Below are 15,782 nucleotides of genomic sequence, written 5' to 3' on the forward strand. Positions count from 1 at the left end.
ATAGATTGCGTTCGGCTTACGCCTTACGGCAACATAGGTATAGCAAATACATAAAAACTAGTGTGGCCATCTTTAATCCGCAAATGCCCACGCGTTACTTCCATTTCTAAATTCGCAGTATCACCAGGTCTTAAGGTATCTAAGCCTTTAAGCGGAACGACACCTGAATTGATTAACTGGGCGTTGTGTTTAATGACCTGCGGAATATCTTCGCTCATATCCACACCCAAGAATTCAAACACATCAATCACAATACGGCTAAATTCTGTATAAAGCTTGTCAAAAATCCCCGGAGTCAAGGTATCTATCAAATCGAGGATCCACGGCAGATCTACTTTTGTCGTCACCACAGGCTTAAAGCTAGAAATTAAAGGATCTAACTCAAGCTGCTGGGTACGTACATCATACTTACCTTTGATGGTGACATTTTCGTTGTTAATATAGACATGGATATAAATATTCATTCCAAGCTGCTTCTTACGAAACTTAGCGTAAGACTTCAAATCGAAGCCATCGATCAACACTGGTACTTTATTTTGTGCATCGACTCTACCTGCGATTTTCATATGCATCGTGCCGTAGAGACTAGTCGTGTGGCTCACTTTATTTGAACTAGATTGCGCGGCAATATTGTTGACGATATCGGTCGTCAACTCTTTGTAGTTATGTTCCACATTCGAAAATTGCTGATGAATGATATCTGAAACCTGCGTATACATTTCCTTTGGACCTTGGCTAGATGTTGTCCTGCCAGTAGACCAACACTCTCCACCGGTATAAATCACAGGCACAGATATAGGCGTTAGGTGATCGTTGCCAGGATGACGATAGTACATCATGCTGCGGATCCGACTACAGGTTTGCGATGGCGCGTTAAACCAAGCGAAATCGCCCGTCATTGATTGTGTTGAAAATTGAGGTTCAAGCTGGCTTTCAGGCTGTGAGGCTTGTGCTGATGTGACAATCCCAAGCGTGAGTAACCCAAATAATAGTGACTTCATGTTCTTTTCCTTAAGGTAGTAATAATACAAATCAAAGCTATTATCAACCACATGTAAGGCAGAACACCAGTTACAAATGTAATGCAACTAGGGCCTGTTGATCTTTCAAGTTTGTTTTTGCAGCAGTTTGACTGGTATTTATACAAGGCAGAGCCTGCGTAGCATAGTTATTCTATGTAAGTCAGGTGATAACACAGTAGAAATGCCAGTCAAGCGCTGCCCTTTGGGTTCACCTGAGTGCGCTTTGTTCATTGTTGCTCAACTTTTGCCTAGATTACTAGGCGGCAAGTCGAGCGTCGCGATAAAAACACACTCAGAAGAACAAAAATCAAACAGCAAAGGTCAACAGGCCCTAAATGATAAATAAGAAAAGTGATCCATTACTCATGATGGATCACTCTAGGTATTGAAAAGCAGTTAACGCATTAGAAGCTGTAGCTCACACCAACGTAGGCTTGTCTACCTAGTGGCTTATAGCCCAGTAAAGAGCCATCTTTTGCTTCGCCCGCTGTGGCATTGAAATAACGCTTATCGGTTAAGTTTTCAATTCGGCCATTTAACTTGAATCCGTCGAAAAACGTATAGTTAGCAGCTAAGTTAAACAGCGTATATGACGGTAAAGTCACTGTATATGCACCTTCAGCTCCCCATACTTTATCGTCACGATTACCTCTATGGACTAAGGTCAGTGTTGCGTCAACATTTTCCCACTCTTTACTGACTGAATAAGTTAAGGTACGTCTCGCTCTGCGCTGTAATTGCTTATCGGTATCTGCGTCTTTAGCACTCACATAGCTCGCATTTACCGTATGCTCGATACCAAAGTTGTCTTCAATTTCAACAGAAAGATCAGCACCTTCAAAGTCAGCGCACTGAACATTGTAAGGGACATATTTCCATTTATCATTTTGCTGATAAACGATTTTATCGGTAATACGGTTATCGTATACCGCAGCTTCCACACGGAAGTTCTCGCCGCTCCATGTGACAATAATTTCGTTATTAGTGGCTTCTTCCGGCTTAATATTTGGGTTAGGCAGATAGTAAGGACTATCAATCACAAACGCCTGTGATAAAGAAGGTGCTCTAAAGGCAGTACCATGATTCAACTTAACACTCAGGCCATCCATGAGTTGCTTGCCTACAGCAACCGTGTAGGTGTTTGCACGACCATGAAAATCATAATCATCCGTTCTCAGTACAACCTCTGCCAGCCAATTTTCATCGTTGTAAAACCCACCTAGTGCTAAAGATAAGTTATCACGCTCAGGCTCTGAAAAAGAGGCGGTAGAATCACCAACATCTTCATTTAGAAAGGTAAAGTTACCCGTGAAGATCAAAGCTTCAGTTAAACTATATTGCGACTGATATTCAAATTGGCTGCGTTTGGTGACATAAGCGTTATCGTCAGCACTATTACCGATTTGAACGTTTTGTTCCTTACCTAAGCTGTATGACGCACTTTGGCTAAACTTGTCAGTACGTCTTTTCCACGCCAACTTATTGGTGTAGTTATGGAAACGGTAAGCATCACTACCAAAAGAGTCATACTCCCCCTCACCTTCACTGTACTGTGAACGTAAGCTAAAAATGCCACTTTCTTCATCACCATACTGCACATTTAAACCGGCATTACCGTTATAATATCCATCACGGTCATGGTTTTTTGTGATTGCAGCTTCTGGGTCTTTCTCAATCACATCATAGCCATCGGTATGAGTGTAACCCGCATTAGCTGCAATGCTAAACTTGTCTTTTTTGTAATTTACCGTTGCTTCGGTCTTAGAGTAATTGTTACTCCCAGTCGTAAGCGCGATAGTATTATTATTCCCTTCGCGACTAATAATATTAATCACGCCAGCAATGGCATCTGAGCCATAAATCGCAGCTTTGGCACCACGAATGATCTCAATCCTTTCGATGCTATTAAGTGGTAAATTAGTGAGCGAATTGTCACCGGAGTTTGCATCCGTCACTCGAACCCCATCAATTAACACTAGCGTATGCTTAGCGTCATTACCGCGTAGGAATAAACTCACACTTTGGCCGAAGCCACCGTTTCTAACCGCTTGAATACCAGCGACATTATCGAGTAGCGATACGACATCTTGAACATTGCTTTTTTCAATTTCAGCACGACCTATAACCGTAATGGCAGACAGTGCGCTTTCTAGAGATTGTTCAAATTTATTGGCAGTAACAGTGATATGTTCAACATTTTGATCAGCAAATGCTGAAAAAGAGAGCGCCGTCGCTATCGCCGCGCTTAGAGCAGTTTTATTTAACATGGTTTCCCCTAACTTGTACCCACCGTACAAGAACACAAAGTGACTGTTTCAAGGCCGGTCTCCGGGCTCAGTAAACCTGCAAATTAGCAGTTCACTCTACCGTTGCGGGGGCAGCGCTGGCATAGAACCGATCCAAGCTAATCACGTGCAATAAACTGTCTTATTCAATTTATTGTTGATTAACGCAATTAGATGTTCCCTTGTGTTCGCACCAGTTTCCCGATTATCTATACACTTAGCAACCACACTAGGTTGTGTACAGCACCTTGAAAATGCGAGGCTATTGTCTTGGGTTTCGGAATGATTGTCAATGGACGTCTAGAAATCCAAAAGTGCAATCTATGCACTTTTGGAATGAAGTAAAGCGTAATTAGTCGCGGAAGTTTTTGAATTGAAATGGTTGGCCAAGCTCACCGGTACGAACCAGTTGCATCGTTTCTTGCAAATCGTCACGCTTTTTACCCGTTACACGCACCGTATCGCCTTGAATTGATGCTTGAACTTTAACTTTTGAGTCTTTAATAAGCTTAACCAGTTTTTTCGCCATCTCTTTGTCGATGCCTTGCTTTAACGCCACCTTACGTGAAACGTATTTGCCAGAGCGCTCAATGTCTTTTAACTCGAAGCTTGCCACATCAAGGCCACGCTTTGCCGCTTTACCCACTAACATATCGAACAATTGCATAACTTGCTGTTCTGCTTCCGCTTTGAGGTTAATCATTTCACCGCTTAGCTCGATTGACGCATCTACGCCACGAAAATCAAAACGTGTATCAAGCTCACGAACCGCATTGTCTACGGTATTTTTTGCTTCTGTCATATCAATTTCAGATACAATATCAAATGAAGGCATGCTTCTCTCCTAAAGTCATTTTGGCTCGATTATAGCAGTTTATGCCTAATTTGAGTTACTTTAAGTTTTTAAACAGCGTATTAGGATGTTCACCCAATGGACAGTTTTCGATGGTATACTGCTCGCTTAGTCATACAGAAGTAGGATGTATTGTGACACGGCGCGTTTATAAAGCTCTTTTGATTATCTCTTTAATTATATGTACGGTGCTATTCGCAAAGGAAATTAGCTTGTCTCCAAAGCTGTTCCCAAATATCGATAAAGTGGCACATTTTGGTGTATTTTTTGTGCTTGCGTTTATCTCTCACCATGCTTTTAAAGTAAAGGTATGGACACACATAGTGCTACTGTCCTTGTACGGTGCAGGAATTGAGTGGATGCAGCATTCATTACCGTATCGCCAAGCATCTACCGCTGACTTTTTGGCTGATTTAGCCGGTGCGGTCAGTTATTTTGTTTTATTTTATATTTGGGCAAGTTGGCGCAACAGAAAACATGGCTAACATACATATTTTAGGTGAAGGGGCGATAGGATTACTGCTCGCCCAGCACCTTAGTCAATCTCATCAAATTACGCTGATCACTCGAAATAAACGCGCGGCGACTTATCGCTATCAAACAGCAAGTATTCAACAAACCATCCCATGCAGCACCAAAACACTTGCAGAACTCCCTGCCAGCAGTATAGATACGCTAATCATTCCCGTTAAAGCATATCAAGTAATCGAAGTACTCCGAGCGCTTCGCCCTGCTCTTTCAAAAAATGGCGCACTAATCCTTAGTCATAATGGCATGGTAGATTGGTCTGGTGAGTTAGCAGCGCTTGAAAAAACACAATCCGCCTACTTCTTAAGCACATCCATTGCGGGCTATAAAGTCGCAGACACTGTGCACCATACAGGACAAGGTGCAACTTGGTTTGGGCCGTTAAATTCACCAGCAGAATGCCACTACCAGCGCGTATTCTCGCAACTGTTTAGCACATTTAAAAATGCCCAAACCACGTTTGATATCATGCCAACGCTTTGGAAAAAGCTGGCGGTTAATATTGCCATTAACCCGTTAAGTGCATTGGAACAAGTCGCAAATGGTCAGTTAAGACAGCCCAAATACGCAGCCCAAATCCTTAATTTAATGAATGAAGTACAGCTTGTGGCCGCAAGTACAGGCGTAACCTTAGCGCTTAGCGAGCTAGTCGCGCTTGCTTATACCGTAATGGCGCAAACTGCAAACAATCGCTCTTCAATGAATCAGGATATCGCGAATAACAGGCGCACAGAAATTGACGCCATGTGCGGCTATATTTGCGAGCTAGCAGCAAAACAAAATATTGATGTACCGTTTAATCAACAGTTATTTGATGAAGTGAACAAGCGCTGGCAGCTAGCGCGACAATAGGCTTAGCTTCTCGGCGGGTAAACCGCCTCCCACTAAACTATTTGCACAGCGAATTAGGGATACAGCTCGTTGAGAGTTTTTGCAATACTTGCAAGCAGCTTAACTGCTAAAACCGTAGAAGATTTCATAAGCAGCTAATACCCCTTTCATCACACCTGAGAAACATAAGCCGATATGCAATGCGCCGGCGGGATGTCGGTTGCTTTCCTATCAGTTTTTTGGTTTAGGATTCAGTATGATGTCAGGGCGACGTTTTCTTGATTCGCTCGATTGCGTCGTTTCAAAAGAATGAACGAGGAGCGCATGGATGCGCTTTGATACTAACTGTGGAAGGCAGCTACAAAATACCTAGTAAATAAACGGGGATAAACAAGCAACCCCCACAAAAAACGCACGTTGGGTAAATCCTTAAGCCTCACCCAACGCTTGTTAACATGCTTTATTCTAAGGGCGGTACACCTTGACGTTAGCATAGCCATTTTCATGCAGAATAAGCGCTTGTAACTGGCTCATTACGCCTTTCGAACAGTACAAGTAGTATTCTTTGTCCTGTGGTAAATCGCCAAACTTAGTGGCTAATCTAAAGAAAGGCAAGTGGATCACTTGTGCACCATCTAGCTCTAGAGGGTTGGCATCTTCCTCTTCTGGAGAACGAATATCTAATACCACCGCGTTGTCAGGTAATTCACTTACCGATTCCGCTTCTTTCACTTCTTCTTTTGCTTCAGCTTCAATATCACGAATATCTTTTACCGTCGCGTTAGCTACAACTGTATTCAATACATCAAAGTCAAACTTTTCTTCTTCAGCTAATATCTTGTGAAGCTGTGCTTTTACCGTTGGTTTTTGAGAGATCACACCACAATATTCAGGCATTGCTTCTGCCATTTCATTGGTGCCAATCGCTCTGGCAATACGAATGATCTCTTCTTTATCGTGTTGAATAAGCGGTCGTAAGATCAGCATCTCTGTAACACGGTCAATCACGTTAAGGTTAGCCAAGGTTTGGCTTGATACTTGACCAATACTCTCACCAGTTACCAGTGCAGGGATCCCCAAACGCTCTGCGACTACAGCACCTGCACGCATCATCATGCGTTTTAGTACCACGCCCATTTGTCCGTTTTCGATATTCTCAAGAATTTCAGCGACAACTGGCTCAAAGTCAATCGTAATAAATTTAACTTTGTGGGTAGAGCTAAATTGTTTCCACAAGTAGTGGCTCACTTGCTTAACGCCAATTTCGTGGGCTGCGCCACCTAAGTTAAAGAACAAAAAGTGCGTACGCGCGCCTTTTCGCATCATTTGATAAGTCGCAACACCCGAGTCGAATCCGCCAGAAACCAAAGACAGCACGTCTTCTTGCGTTGGTAGTGGGAAGCCACCTAGACCAAAGTGCTGGTGACGAACGATGTAAGCTTTATTGTCTTTGACTTCGATTTTAACCGTCACATCAGGTTTTTTCAGCCTTACGCTGGCACCCTCTACATTTTGGTTTAAACCGCCACCAACATAACGCTCCACGTCGCTTGAAGTAAACTCATGCTTACCTTGGCGCTTTACGCGTACACAAAACGTTTTGCCCTTGATCAATGGCTCAACCAAAGCAATCGTTTGTTGGTAGATATCATCAAGCGTATCGAACTGTGTTTCTTGCACCTCAATAAACTGCACAATACCTGGTGTGCGTTTAAGGTGGTCGATTAGACCAAGGCGGGTTTTCTCGTCACTTAGCTCGCTCGTCACTGAGATATTGTCCCAGTTATTTTTAACTTTTACGTTTTCGTCAACGCGAACCAACAGCATTTTGATGTTCTTCTCTAATACTTTGGTAAAACGCTTACGGACGGATTTGCTCTTAATAGCAATTTCGGGATGTAATTTGACGATAAATTTAAGCATAAAAGTCACTCTACTACAGATCGATTATCGGTTGCGATGACGCACTGATTTGACCTAAGCGGACTTTATCGTGGCGCACACTGACCGAGGGACAGTTCGGGCGCGCGAGTATATCAAACTCAGAGCCGATTAGGAAATAAACAAACCTTTTCCCTTTGTGCTCTACAAAGCCTTTTGCCCGTGCTCCCCCAGGCAAAAGGCCCCCTTAATTATTTAAGGCTAAGCAATACTCGGTAAGCTCGCCTCTGCTAGTGCTTGATAATGCTGCTGAAGTTGTGCCACTTTCGGTGCGCTCATGGGCGTCGCGTAAGGTTTAAAAATCATCAGTACTTTAACAATGCCATTGTATATATCTTGTTGCTCAAGGACGCCAGTCATTCTTCTGGCTTTAACATAAGGAGTCCAGAAACTAACAGTCATTTTCAACATATGCGCAAGCTCTTTAGCATCGTCATCATCTATGGTGATCACGCCTGTATCTCTTAGGCCAATTACTACCGCTTTTACTTGCTCAAGTAAGCGTGACTGAAAAGCAATGTAGTTTTTTTTCAATTCATCATCACGAGCCAAAATGTCTGTCAGATTGTCGTAGAAAAAGTGATAACGCCACATCAGGTCGAACAAGGAGTCTAAATATTGAGTTAGCTGCTCAAGTGGTTCGTTGTGCTGCTCCAGTGGCTTAAAATGCGTATTTAAATGCTCGCTATAAAGGGCGAATATCTGCCGAATGATGTCTTCTTTATTTTTAAAATGATAGTACAAATTGCCAGGACTAATCCCCAAACTGGACGCTATATGGTTTGTCGTAATCGCGCGCTCTCCATGCAAATTAAATAACGCGATGCTGGTACGTATTATTTTTTCCTTGGTATTCATTACGATTCTCTATCTTTGTTGATAACGTGGTCGCGCTATTGCTAGGGTTACTAGGCTATTGCGCGCTCCATGTGAAAAAATAGCACTAATTTTACCTCTAGATAAGCTTAGATCCGACAAAGCTGACCAGTGTTTTTTCAAAAAAACCTTGTTACCATACAAAAAAATTCAACATAGTTACGCTTATGAAAGTCATCGCCCTCTACCCTGGCACATTTGATCCCCTCACTAATGGACATGAAGACTTAATCAAACGTGCAGCAAAAATGTTTGATACCGTGATCTTGGCAATTGCCCATAACCCAAATAAACAGCCTTGTTTCTCACTAGAGCAACGTGTTGCTTTGGCTGAAGAAATTTTAAAGTCACATAAAAATGTAAAGGTGATTGGGTTTTCAGGATTACTCGTTGATTTAGCAAAAGAGCAAAAAGCCAACGTGCTGATCCGCGGTATTCGCGCGGTGTCTGACTTTGACTATGAGTTCCAACTGGCCAATATGAATCGCCGTTTACATCCCGATTTGGAAAGCGTATTTTTAACGCCATCTGAAAAGAATTCATTTATCTCGTCAACTTTAGTAAAAGAAGTTGCGCTTCATAAAGGCAATGTCAGTGAATTTGTTCACCCGCTGGTTGCCAAAGCTTTAGAGGAAAAACTACACGGATGAAAAAGTGCCTATTATCCCTAGCCGTATTGGTTGGTACTTATGCGCACGCTTCACCTTGGATAGAGGTGTCGCAAAGTGAGCTTAAACACAGCATAGATTTACTGGTTGCAGAAGGCGTGATAAATCGTCCGGTTAATCAATATCCTCTGCTATGGAGCGGCATTGTTAATGACCTCGCCGCTATTGATGACAGAAATCTCTCTGAAACCGCAAGCTTTGCATTGGCACATTTACGCCATGCGCTAAAACAAGCAAAAAGAGAAAGATATAGTAGTGTAAAAGCACATTTTAACGGTGCTGAAGAGCGCTCAACAGGCTTTGGTGAACGTCAAAATGAACGTTCAGGTTTGCGTACTTATGGCGTTATTACAGGTGGTGCTGTTAGCGCTAAAGTTGCGGTTAACTACGCAGATGAAGGCCAAGATGGAAAATACGTGAATCACCACGGCAGCCACCTCGCAGTGCTGTTTGGAAATTGGTCTCTCAGCGCTGAGCGGCTAAGCTACTGGTGGGGACCGAGCAACGAAAATGCACTGATGCTTTCAAACAACGCAGCCCCCATGAAGGCGGTTCGTTTGAGTCGTGCCAATAACAACTACATTGGACCGAGCTTTCTCTCTTTCGTTGGTCCTTGGCAAGTGACGGCCATTATGGCAAAACAACGCCCAAGTATAGCCAGTAAAAAGGGTGGTGATTTTTGGGGGTTTAGAGCGGCAGCTTTTCCAATTCAAGGGTTAGAGCTTGGCTTTAGTACAACATCCAGCGACTTTGTTTATCAACAACAAAACCTTGAAAGCGAAAAGCAAACACAACGCCTCACCAGCGTTGACTTCAAATATTCCACTCGGATAGCTAATCAACCGCTCGCTTTATACGGTGAGTTTGCAGGCAATAACGACAGTGGTGCGTTACCAAGCAACCCAATGTACACCCTAGGTATTGAAAGTTATTGGGGTAGGAAAGACTATCGTCTCAAAAGCTTTATTGAATACTCAGATACAAGCATTGATTGTAAAGACGAGCTAAAGCTCGCGCTTTGCCCAAGAGGCAATACAGTAGATTCAGCGAACTATCGTGAACGCGACCTTTGGCTTGGAGCAAGCTCGGGATTGGACGCTAAAAACCTCACTCTCGCGTTAGATTACTTCAGCACAGATGGCATTGGTGCTTATGCCAAACTAAAACGAGTTGAATTTGACACACTAGACGTTGAGCGAAACCAGCTCGAGCTCGGTTACCAACAAGGTGTGTTTGGCGCGCTTGCTAAAATTGGCCTTAAGGCATGGCAAGATAAGTCTCAGGAAGAAGACGAAAGCCACGCAGCACTCACGTTGAGCGTGGAATATCAGTTTTAAAGAGCGGCCATCGCCGCTCTTTTATTATGGCGTATAATCCAAGAAAGTCCTTAGGAATAAGCAAAACGACAATTAAAAGCCAATCGGTTATATACATTCCGATAGTGTATAACCAGTAAACCCAATCACGATACTCTTTATCCACTCGGTGATTAGTAATAATATCCTCACTTATAATTAAAACAAAAAGAAATGAGTTTACTGTTAAAAAACCTATCACATAGGACTTCACTACTCTTGTCAGTCTAAATTCTGGAAACTTAAATAGCTTAACTAGCAAAAGTATTGTAGAGATATCTAAGAATAAAAATATAAAGTAAATTGAAAGATCATAGAACCCCGCTGTACCAGTTAACCAGCCTTTTGACTCGCAAAAATAAAATGTAGGTATTGTGAGAAAATATGAACCTGCGAGGAGAAACGAAATGCCACTGAGCTGCTTAAATTTAGGGTTTTTAGTTGCTCGAACAAAGTTAAAGAGTGCAACAAACAGTAGAATCCATGAGTGTAAACTACTAAGAAACAAGTAAAACAAATAGTGAAAATCGACCACAACTTCAAGCTACCCTAGCTCTCACCTTACTTATAGCCCATTTAATACCTAACCAATCTTTATTGACTAATAGAGAAGTAACCATAATAAAGTCCACAGAAATCACTAAATATGAGTACAAATACCATAACAGCCAGCGCGTTACATTTTCATAAATATATGTATCAATATACATAAAGAAGAACATAACAGTATTAATAGCCAAACCTATCATAGTATATAAAACGCCCACCTCAAGCTTTTCATCTTTAAAAAAAGTATAAGTGGCAAGAAAAAGAGCTAATAAAGTAAAGAGATCAAATAAAGCAAATATGCCGTGAATAGCTGTGTTATAGCTATCAGAAACAATGATAAAATCGCTTACAAAGTAGGAGATAAATAACAGAGTAGAAGCAAGGAGTAGCTGTAAATTTTTCTGGACTTTTAGTATATAAAAAAATAGATGTAGCAGTGTGGCCATCAAGAAGCCCCATATAACAAGGGCTCCTATACTCATACCAAAAAAGTCATAAATTAACATTAATCATTAGTACGGTTCTTTAGACCCAGGCGGAGTAATTACACTTCCACGTGCGCCAGATACCATCTCAAGTTTACTTCCAGATTGAATTACCTTATCAGAAAGCGACTTTGTTTGACCAGCTGTTTTAGCTTGATTTTTTCTCGCTAGAATCATCTTTAGCATTGAATTTCCCTCAATATTTACAAATTAGTCTTAACTCTAAAAGTGAGTCACCTAAAAATTATCGAGATTTACATAGCACGAGACATGCCAACATTTATTAAATTAATTTCAATCGGTTGATTTACATACAGAAAGAGCGCTTACTAGCGCTCTTTTTGATTCTATAAAAGTTGGATGTTAAGCCACAAATTTACATGGAATACTTAAGCTAGATGTTTGTTTTATAATGAAATCCATTGCAATTTCATCACAGTTATCTTTACGCAAGCACAACTCACAGTCTTTCATCACTTTTTCAGGCAAGCTATCTTTGGTACAGTTGTTAAAGCCTTGTTTCATAAAGAAGCCAGGCACTCTAGTTAGCACAATAATACGATTGAGTGCCAATTTTTTGGCTTTCACTAGCAAATGCTCGACTAAAAGTTGCCCTTGTCCCTTAATTTCGCTCTCGGGATTTACACCCAAAGAGCGAATTTCAGCAAGCCCAGTGTCGTAAATATACAAAGATGCACATCCTGTCACCCTGCCACCGACCTCTGTTACCGCAAACTCATTGATACTATGGATCATATCACTTTTCGCTCGCGGTAGGTTCTCACCTACTTTAGCCCAATATTGGATCAGTCCGGCAATGGCTTCAACATCATCTAAATTGGCATCACGCACTAGGATTTTTTGCTTTTTTTTTGCCGTTTTAATGGCATTGGTCACTTGTGGCAATGAGGTGCCGCCTAATGCTTTACGAGCGGCAATACAAGCGTCAATTTCTAGTACTGGGTAGACATCCTCTGCAATTACTGCGCTGACTTGCTGGAATTCTTCTAAGCTCAGATCCTCGAGGTTTTGCCCCTTACTAATTGCTAACTGCACTAATTCACCGACGATGTGATGGCCTTCCCTAAACGGTATTCCCTTAGCAACGAGATAATCAGCAAGCTCTGTCGCATTGGCGTGACCACCTTTTGCAGCCGCTAACGTCTTATCACCATTAACCTTAATGCCTTTAACGCATGCTTCAGCCATATGAATACACGCAAGCCAAGTTGGCATGGCATCAAATAGGCCTTCTTTGTCTTCCTGCATGTCTTTGTTGTAGGCCAAAGGCAAAGCTTTAAGCGTCATCATCATGCCACTAAAGGCACCAAAAACTCGGCCTGTTTTGCCACGGATCAACTCTAAGGCGTCAGGGTTCTTTTTCTGTGGCATCAAGGATGAGCCGGACGTCACGCTGTCAGCCAAATCAATAAAGCCAGACTCACCAGAATTGTAAAAGATCAAATCTTCAGCAAAACGAGATAAATGCATCATCGAAATAGACGCACAACTGAGTAGCTCAACCACAAAGTCACGATCAGAGACCGCATCTAAACTATTACGGGAGGCTTCTCTAAAGCCAAGGTTAACGGCCAACACTTCACGGTCGATAGGATAAGCAGTCCCCGCTAGCGCACCTGAGCCAAGTGGACATACATTTAACCTTTCAAGCGCATCATTTAAGCGCGACTCATCACGCTCAATCATCTCAACGTAAGCCATACACCAATGACTAAAGAGTACTGGCTGAGCACGCTGTAAATGGGTGTAGCCTGGTAAAATAGTACCAAGCTCCTGCTCTGCGAGTGTTACTAGAGCTTGCTTTAGTGAATTCAGTGCCACAAGCAGTTGCTGCGCCGTTTTACGACTCCACAGTCTAAAATCAGTGGCTACTTGGTCGTTACGGCTTCGACCTGTGTGCAGCTTTTTACCTAAATCACCCACTTTGTCGATAAGTTTAGCTTCAACATAAGAATGAATATCCTCATGTCCCGCGGTTGCTACACTACGCGGATCAGCAATCACTTCATCCAAAAGCTGTTTCAGCGCAGAGATGATCTGCTGATGTTCGCTTTCAGTTAATACTTCTACTTGCTTTAGCGCACCCGCCCAAGCGATAGAGCCAACAATATCTTGCTCTGCCAATTGATAATCAAATGGCAGAGAATCATTAAATTGCTTAAATGCCTCATCAGGACCTGATGAAAAACGGCCGCCCCATAATGCCATCTCGCTCTCCTACCTTAAGACTGCTTTTGCTTGTTTAACGCCGCTATCCGGCTAGATAGTGAGAATAGACGAATGAATCCCTCCGCATGAGATTGGTCATATACGTCATCTTCACCAAATGTGGCAAAATCTTCGCTGTATAAGCTATTGATTGATTGCTTTTGCACGGCATGTACATGGCCCTTATAAAGCTTAAGCACCACCTCGCCAGTTGCCTGCTGTGCGAAAGACTCTGCAGCAGCTAGAATTGAATCTTTCAGTGGGGTAAACCAGCGACCGTCATAAACTAAGTGTGCAAACTCTTCGCTAAGCGCGGTTTTCCATTTACGACAAGATTTGTCTAAGATAAGCTCATCAATCGCTTGTAACGCAGCCATCATCACAGTACCTCCCGGTGTTTCATAACAGCCACGAGATTTCATGCCGACTAGACGGTTTTCAACGATATCCACACGACCAACACCGTGCGGTGCTGCAATCTCGTTTAACTTAACTAGACACTGATAAGGACTGTAACGCTCACCGTTAACACCGGTGATTTCACCCTTTTCGATTAATACAGACACATATTCAGGCTGATCCGGTGCGGCTTCTGGAGAGTTAGTCATGGTCCAAACCTGATCGCTTGGCTCATTCCATGGATCTTCCAATTCACCACCTTCGTGAGAAATATGCCAAGCATTGGCATCACGACTGTAAATTTTGGTAGCAGAGGCTGCACAAGGGATATTACGCTCAGCCAAATAGTCAAGCAGCGATTCACGACTTGATAACGACCATTCACGCCATGGTGCAATCACTTTAAGATCAGGCGCAAGCGCTGAGAAGCAAGATTCAAAACGCACCTGATCGTTCCCCTTGCCAGTACAACCATGAGAAAGTGCATCCGCGCCAACTTTACGCGCGATTTCAACTTGTGCTTTGGCGATAATAGGACGCGCCATTGAAGTACCCAGTAAATATGTCCCTTCATAGGTAGCGCCAGTTTTAAGAGTTGGATAAATATAGTCGCTAACCATTTCTTCTTTTAAGTCGACGATATAGCACTCAGAGGCACCCGATGCGATTGCCTTTTCTTCAACCCCAACCAATTCTTCTTCACCCTGACCTACATCGGCAACAAAGGCGACAACTTCACAACCGTAGTTCTCTTTTAACCATGGCACAATCGCTGATGTGTCTAATCCACCAGAGTAAGCCAGTACCACTTTTTTAATCTTGCTCATGTTCTTTAACCTCAAACGTAATCTTTGTTTAACAGCGATACCAGCAATGCGTTTTGGGCATGCATGCGGTTTTCAGCTTGTTGAATAATTTTTGACTTTGGCCCGTCCATCACTTCTGAAGTAATTTCAAACTCACGATGTGCTGGCTGGCAATGCAAAATGGTTTGTGCGCCACACGCTTCAACTAATTGTTGGTTGATTTGATATGGCATAAAGGTGTCTTTCACCTGTTCAATTGGCGTTTTATTCCCCATAGAAACCCAAGTATCAGCGTAGAGCACATTAGCGCCAGCCGCCGCTTCTACCCGATCACTGACCAGAACTGAGGCACCATTTACCGCTGCAATTTGTTCAGCCTGCTTTACAATTTGTGCATCTGGAGAATGGCCTTTAGGACAAACCGCCACAAAATCAGTGCCTAATGTTGCCGCAAGCAACATTAATGAATGTGTTACGTTATTGCCTTCACCGAGGTAAGCGATTTTGATCTGGCTGACATCGTCGTAAGTTTCAAATAAGGTGAGAAAATCAGCCAACGCTTGGCAAGGGTGATATAAATCACATAGGCTATTCACAACAGGCACCGACGAAAACTCAGCGAGCGTTTCAAGCGTGCTATGGTGATTTACGCGAGCCACAAGGCCATCGGCCCAAGTCGAAATATTAAGCGCAAAATCTTTTACGGATTCACGCGCACCCATTGCACCGTTTTGCTGATCTAAATACACAGCATGGCCGCCTAATTTATGAATACCGATATCGAACGACAACCGTGTTCTTAAGCTCGGCTTTTCAAATAGCGTGACTATCGACTTGCCAGCTAAGGCTTGGTTGTATTCTTGCGGTTGATTTTTAATATTTTTTGCAAGCTTTAATAAGTTCAAAACGTTAGTTTGGTCTAATTCCAAACCAGTTAAAAAATGCTTAGTCATGA

At 42.6% G+C, this 15,782-nt stretch carries 13 protein-coding genes and 1 riboswitch; of the genes, 4 read left to right on the forward strand and 9 right to left on the reverse strand.

From position 1 onward, the window contains the following. Nucleotides 1-23 precede the first annotated feature (23 nt). The 3 genes from EXT47_RS15970 to EXT47_RS15990 all read right to left on the reverse strand — a co-directional run bounded on the left by EXT47_RS15970 (nt 24) and on the right by EXT47_RS15990 (nt 4,142). Nucleotides 24-1,001 (reverse strand): hypothetical protein, encoded by a 978-nt coding sequence (locus EXT47_RS15970; RefSeq protein WP_045990561.1) that lies wholly within the window; start codon nt 999-1,001, stop codon nt 24-26. A 425-nt stretch (nt 1,002-1,426) separates the two neighbouring features. Further along, nucleotides 1,427-3,289, reverse strand: coding sequence for a TonB-dependent receptor (locus tag EXT47_RS15985; RefSeq protein ID WP_130127037.1), 1,863 nt, complete (start codon nt 3,287-3,289; stop codon nt 1,427-1,429). Nucleotides 3,290-3,323: 34 nt separating this feature from the next. Continuing rightward, nucleotides 3,324-3,570: riboswitch (cobalamin riboswitch) on the reverse strand. Nucleotides 3,571-3,659: 89 nt separating this feature from the next. Beyond that, on the reverse strand, nt 3,660-4,142 hold the full coding sequence (locus EXT47_RS15990; RefSeq protein WP_010374237.1) for a YajQ family cyclic di-GMP-binding protein: 483 nt from the start codon (nt 4,140-4,142) through the stop codon (nt 3,660-3,662). Between the two features lie 152 nt (nt 4,143-4,294). Between EXT47_RS15990 and EXT47_RS15995 the strand changes: the two genes are divergently transcribed. Beyond that, a complete protein-coding gene (locus EXT47_RS15995; protein WP_236596531.1) occupies nt 4,295-4,645 on the forward strand; it encodes a VanZ family protein in 351 nt (116 codons plus the stop codon). After that, nucleotides 4,638-5,540 carry a ketopantoate reductase family protein gene (locus tag EXT47_RS16000; protein ID WP_130127038.1) on the forward strand — a complete coding sequence of 301 codons (903 nt, stop codon included), beginning with the start codon at nt 4,638-4,640 and terminating at the stop codon, nt 5,538-5,540. The genes EXT47_RS15995 and EXT47_RS16000 overlap by 8 nt, the downstream gene beginning before the upstream one ends. A 444-nt stretch (nt 5,541-5,984) precedes the next feature. On the opposite strand, the gene thiI is transcribed toward EXT47_RS16000, so the two are convergent. Then, nucleotides 5,985-7,442: a tRNA uracil 4-sulfurtransferase ThiI gene (gene thiI, locus EXT47_RS16005; protein WP_130127039.1), complete on the reverse strand. Its 1,458-nt coding sequence runs from the start codon at nt 7,440-7,442 to the stop codon at nt 5,985-5,987. A 219-nt stretch (nt 7,443-7,661) separates the two neighbouring features. Continuing rightward, entirely contained in the window at nt 7,662-8,318 is a 657-nt protein-coding gene (locus tag EXT47_RS16010; protein WP_010374241.1) for a TetR/AcrR family transcriptional regulator, read from the reverse strand. A gap of 185 nt (nt 8,319-8,503) precedes the next feature. On the opposite strand from EXT47_RS16010, the gene coaD reads away from it, so the two are divergent. Both coaD and EXT47_RS16020 read left to right on the forward strand, forming a co-directional pair. Then, entirely contained in the window at nt 8,504-8,986 is a 483-nt protein-coding gene (coaD, locus tag EXT47_RS16015) for a pantetheine-phosphate adenylyltransferase (RefSeq protein ID WP_010374242.1), read from the forward strand. Next, the gene (locus EXT47_RS16020) at nt 8,983-10,341 is read left to right on the forward strand and encodes a capsule assembly Wzi family protein (RefSeq protein ID WP_039492790.1); all 1,359 of its coding nucleotides are present in this window, start codon (nt 8,983-8,985) and stop codon (nt 10,339-10,341) included. The genes coaD and EXT47_RS16020 overlap by 4 nt, the downstream gene beginning before the upstream one ends. A gap of 557 nt (nt 10,342-10,898) precedes the next feature. On the opposite strand, the gene EXT47_RS16030 is transcribed toward EXT47_RS16020, so the two are convergent. The 4 genes from EXT47_RS16030 to EXT47_RS16045 all read right to left on the reverse strand — a co-directional run bounded on the left by EXT47_RS16030 (nt 10,899) and on the right by EXT47_RS16045 (nt 15,780). Then, nucleotides 10,899-11,354: a hypothetical protein gene (locus tag EXT47_RS16030; protein ID WP_223193776.1), complete on the reverse strand. Its 456-nt coding sequence runs from the start codon at nt 11,352-11,354 to the stop codon at nt 10,899-10,901. A 402-nt stretch (nt 11,355-11,756) separates the two neighbouring features. Beyond that, a complete protein-coding gene (gene argH / locus EXT47_RS16035) occupies nt 11,757-13,622 on the reverse strand; it encodes an argininosuccinate lyase (RefSeq protein WP_130127040.1) in 1,866 nt (621 codons plus the stop codon). Nucleotides 13,623-13,636: 14 nt separating this feature from the next. Then, nucleotides 13,637-14,848, reverse strand: a complete 1,212-nt coding sequence (locus EXT47_RS16040) for an argininosuccinate synthase (RefSeq protein ID WP_130127041.1) — start codon at nt 14,846-14,848, stop codon at nt 13,637-13,639. Nucleotides 14,849-14,859: 11 nt separating this feature from the next. Beyond that, nucleotides 14,860-15,780: an ornithine carbamoyltransferase gene (locus EXT47_RS16045; protein ID WP_010374249.1), complete on the reverse strand. Its 921-nt coding sequence runs from the start codon at nt 15,778-15,780 to the stop codon at nt 14,860-14,862. Nucleotides 15,781-15,782: the final 2 nt, after the last annotated feature.

The sequence above is a fragment of the Pseudoalteromonas sp. CO342X genome (assembly GCF_004208915.1).
GTDB classification, from domain to species: domain Bacteria; phylum Pseudomonadota; class Gammaproteobacteria; order Enterobacterales; family Alteromonadaceae; genus Pseudoalteromonas; species Pseudoalteromonas maricaloris.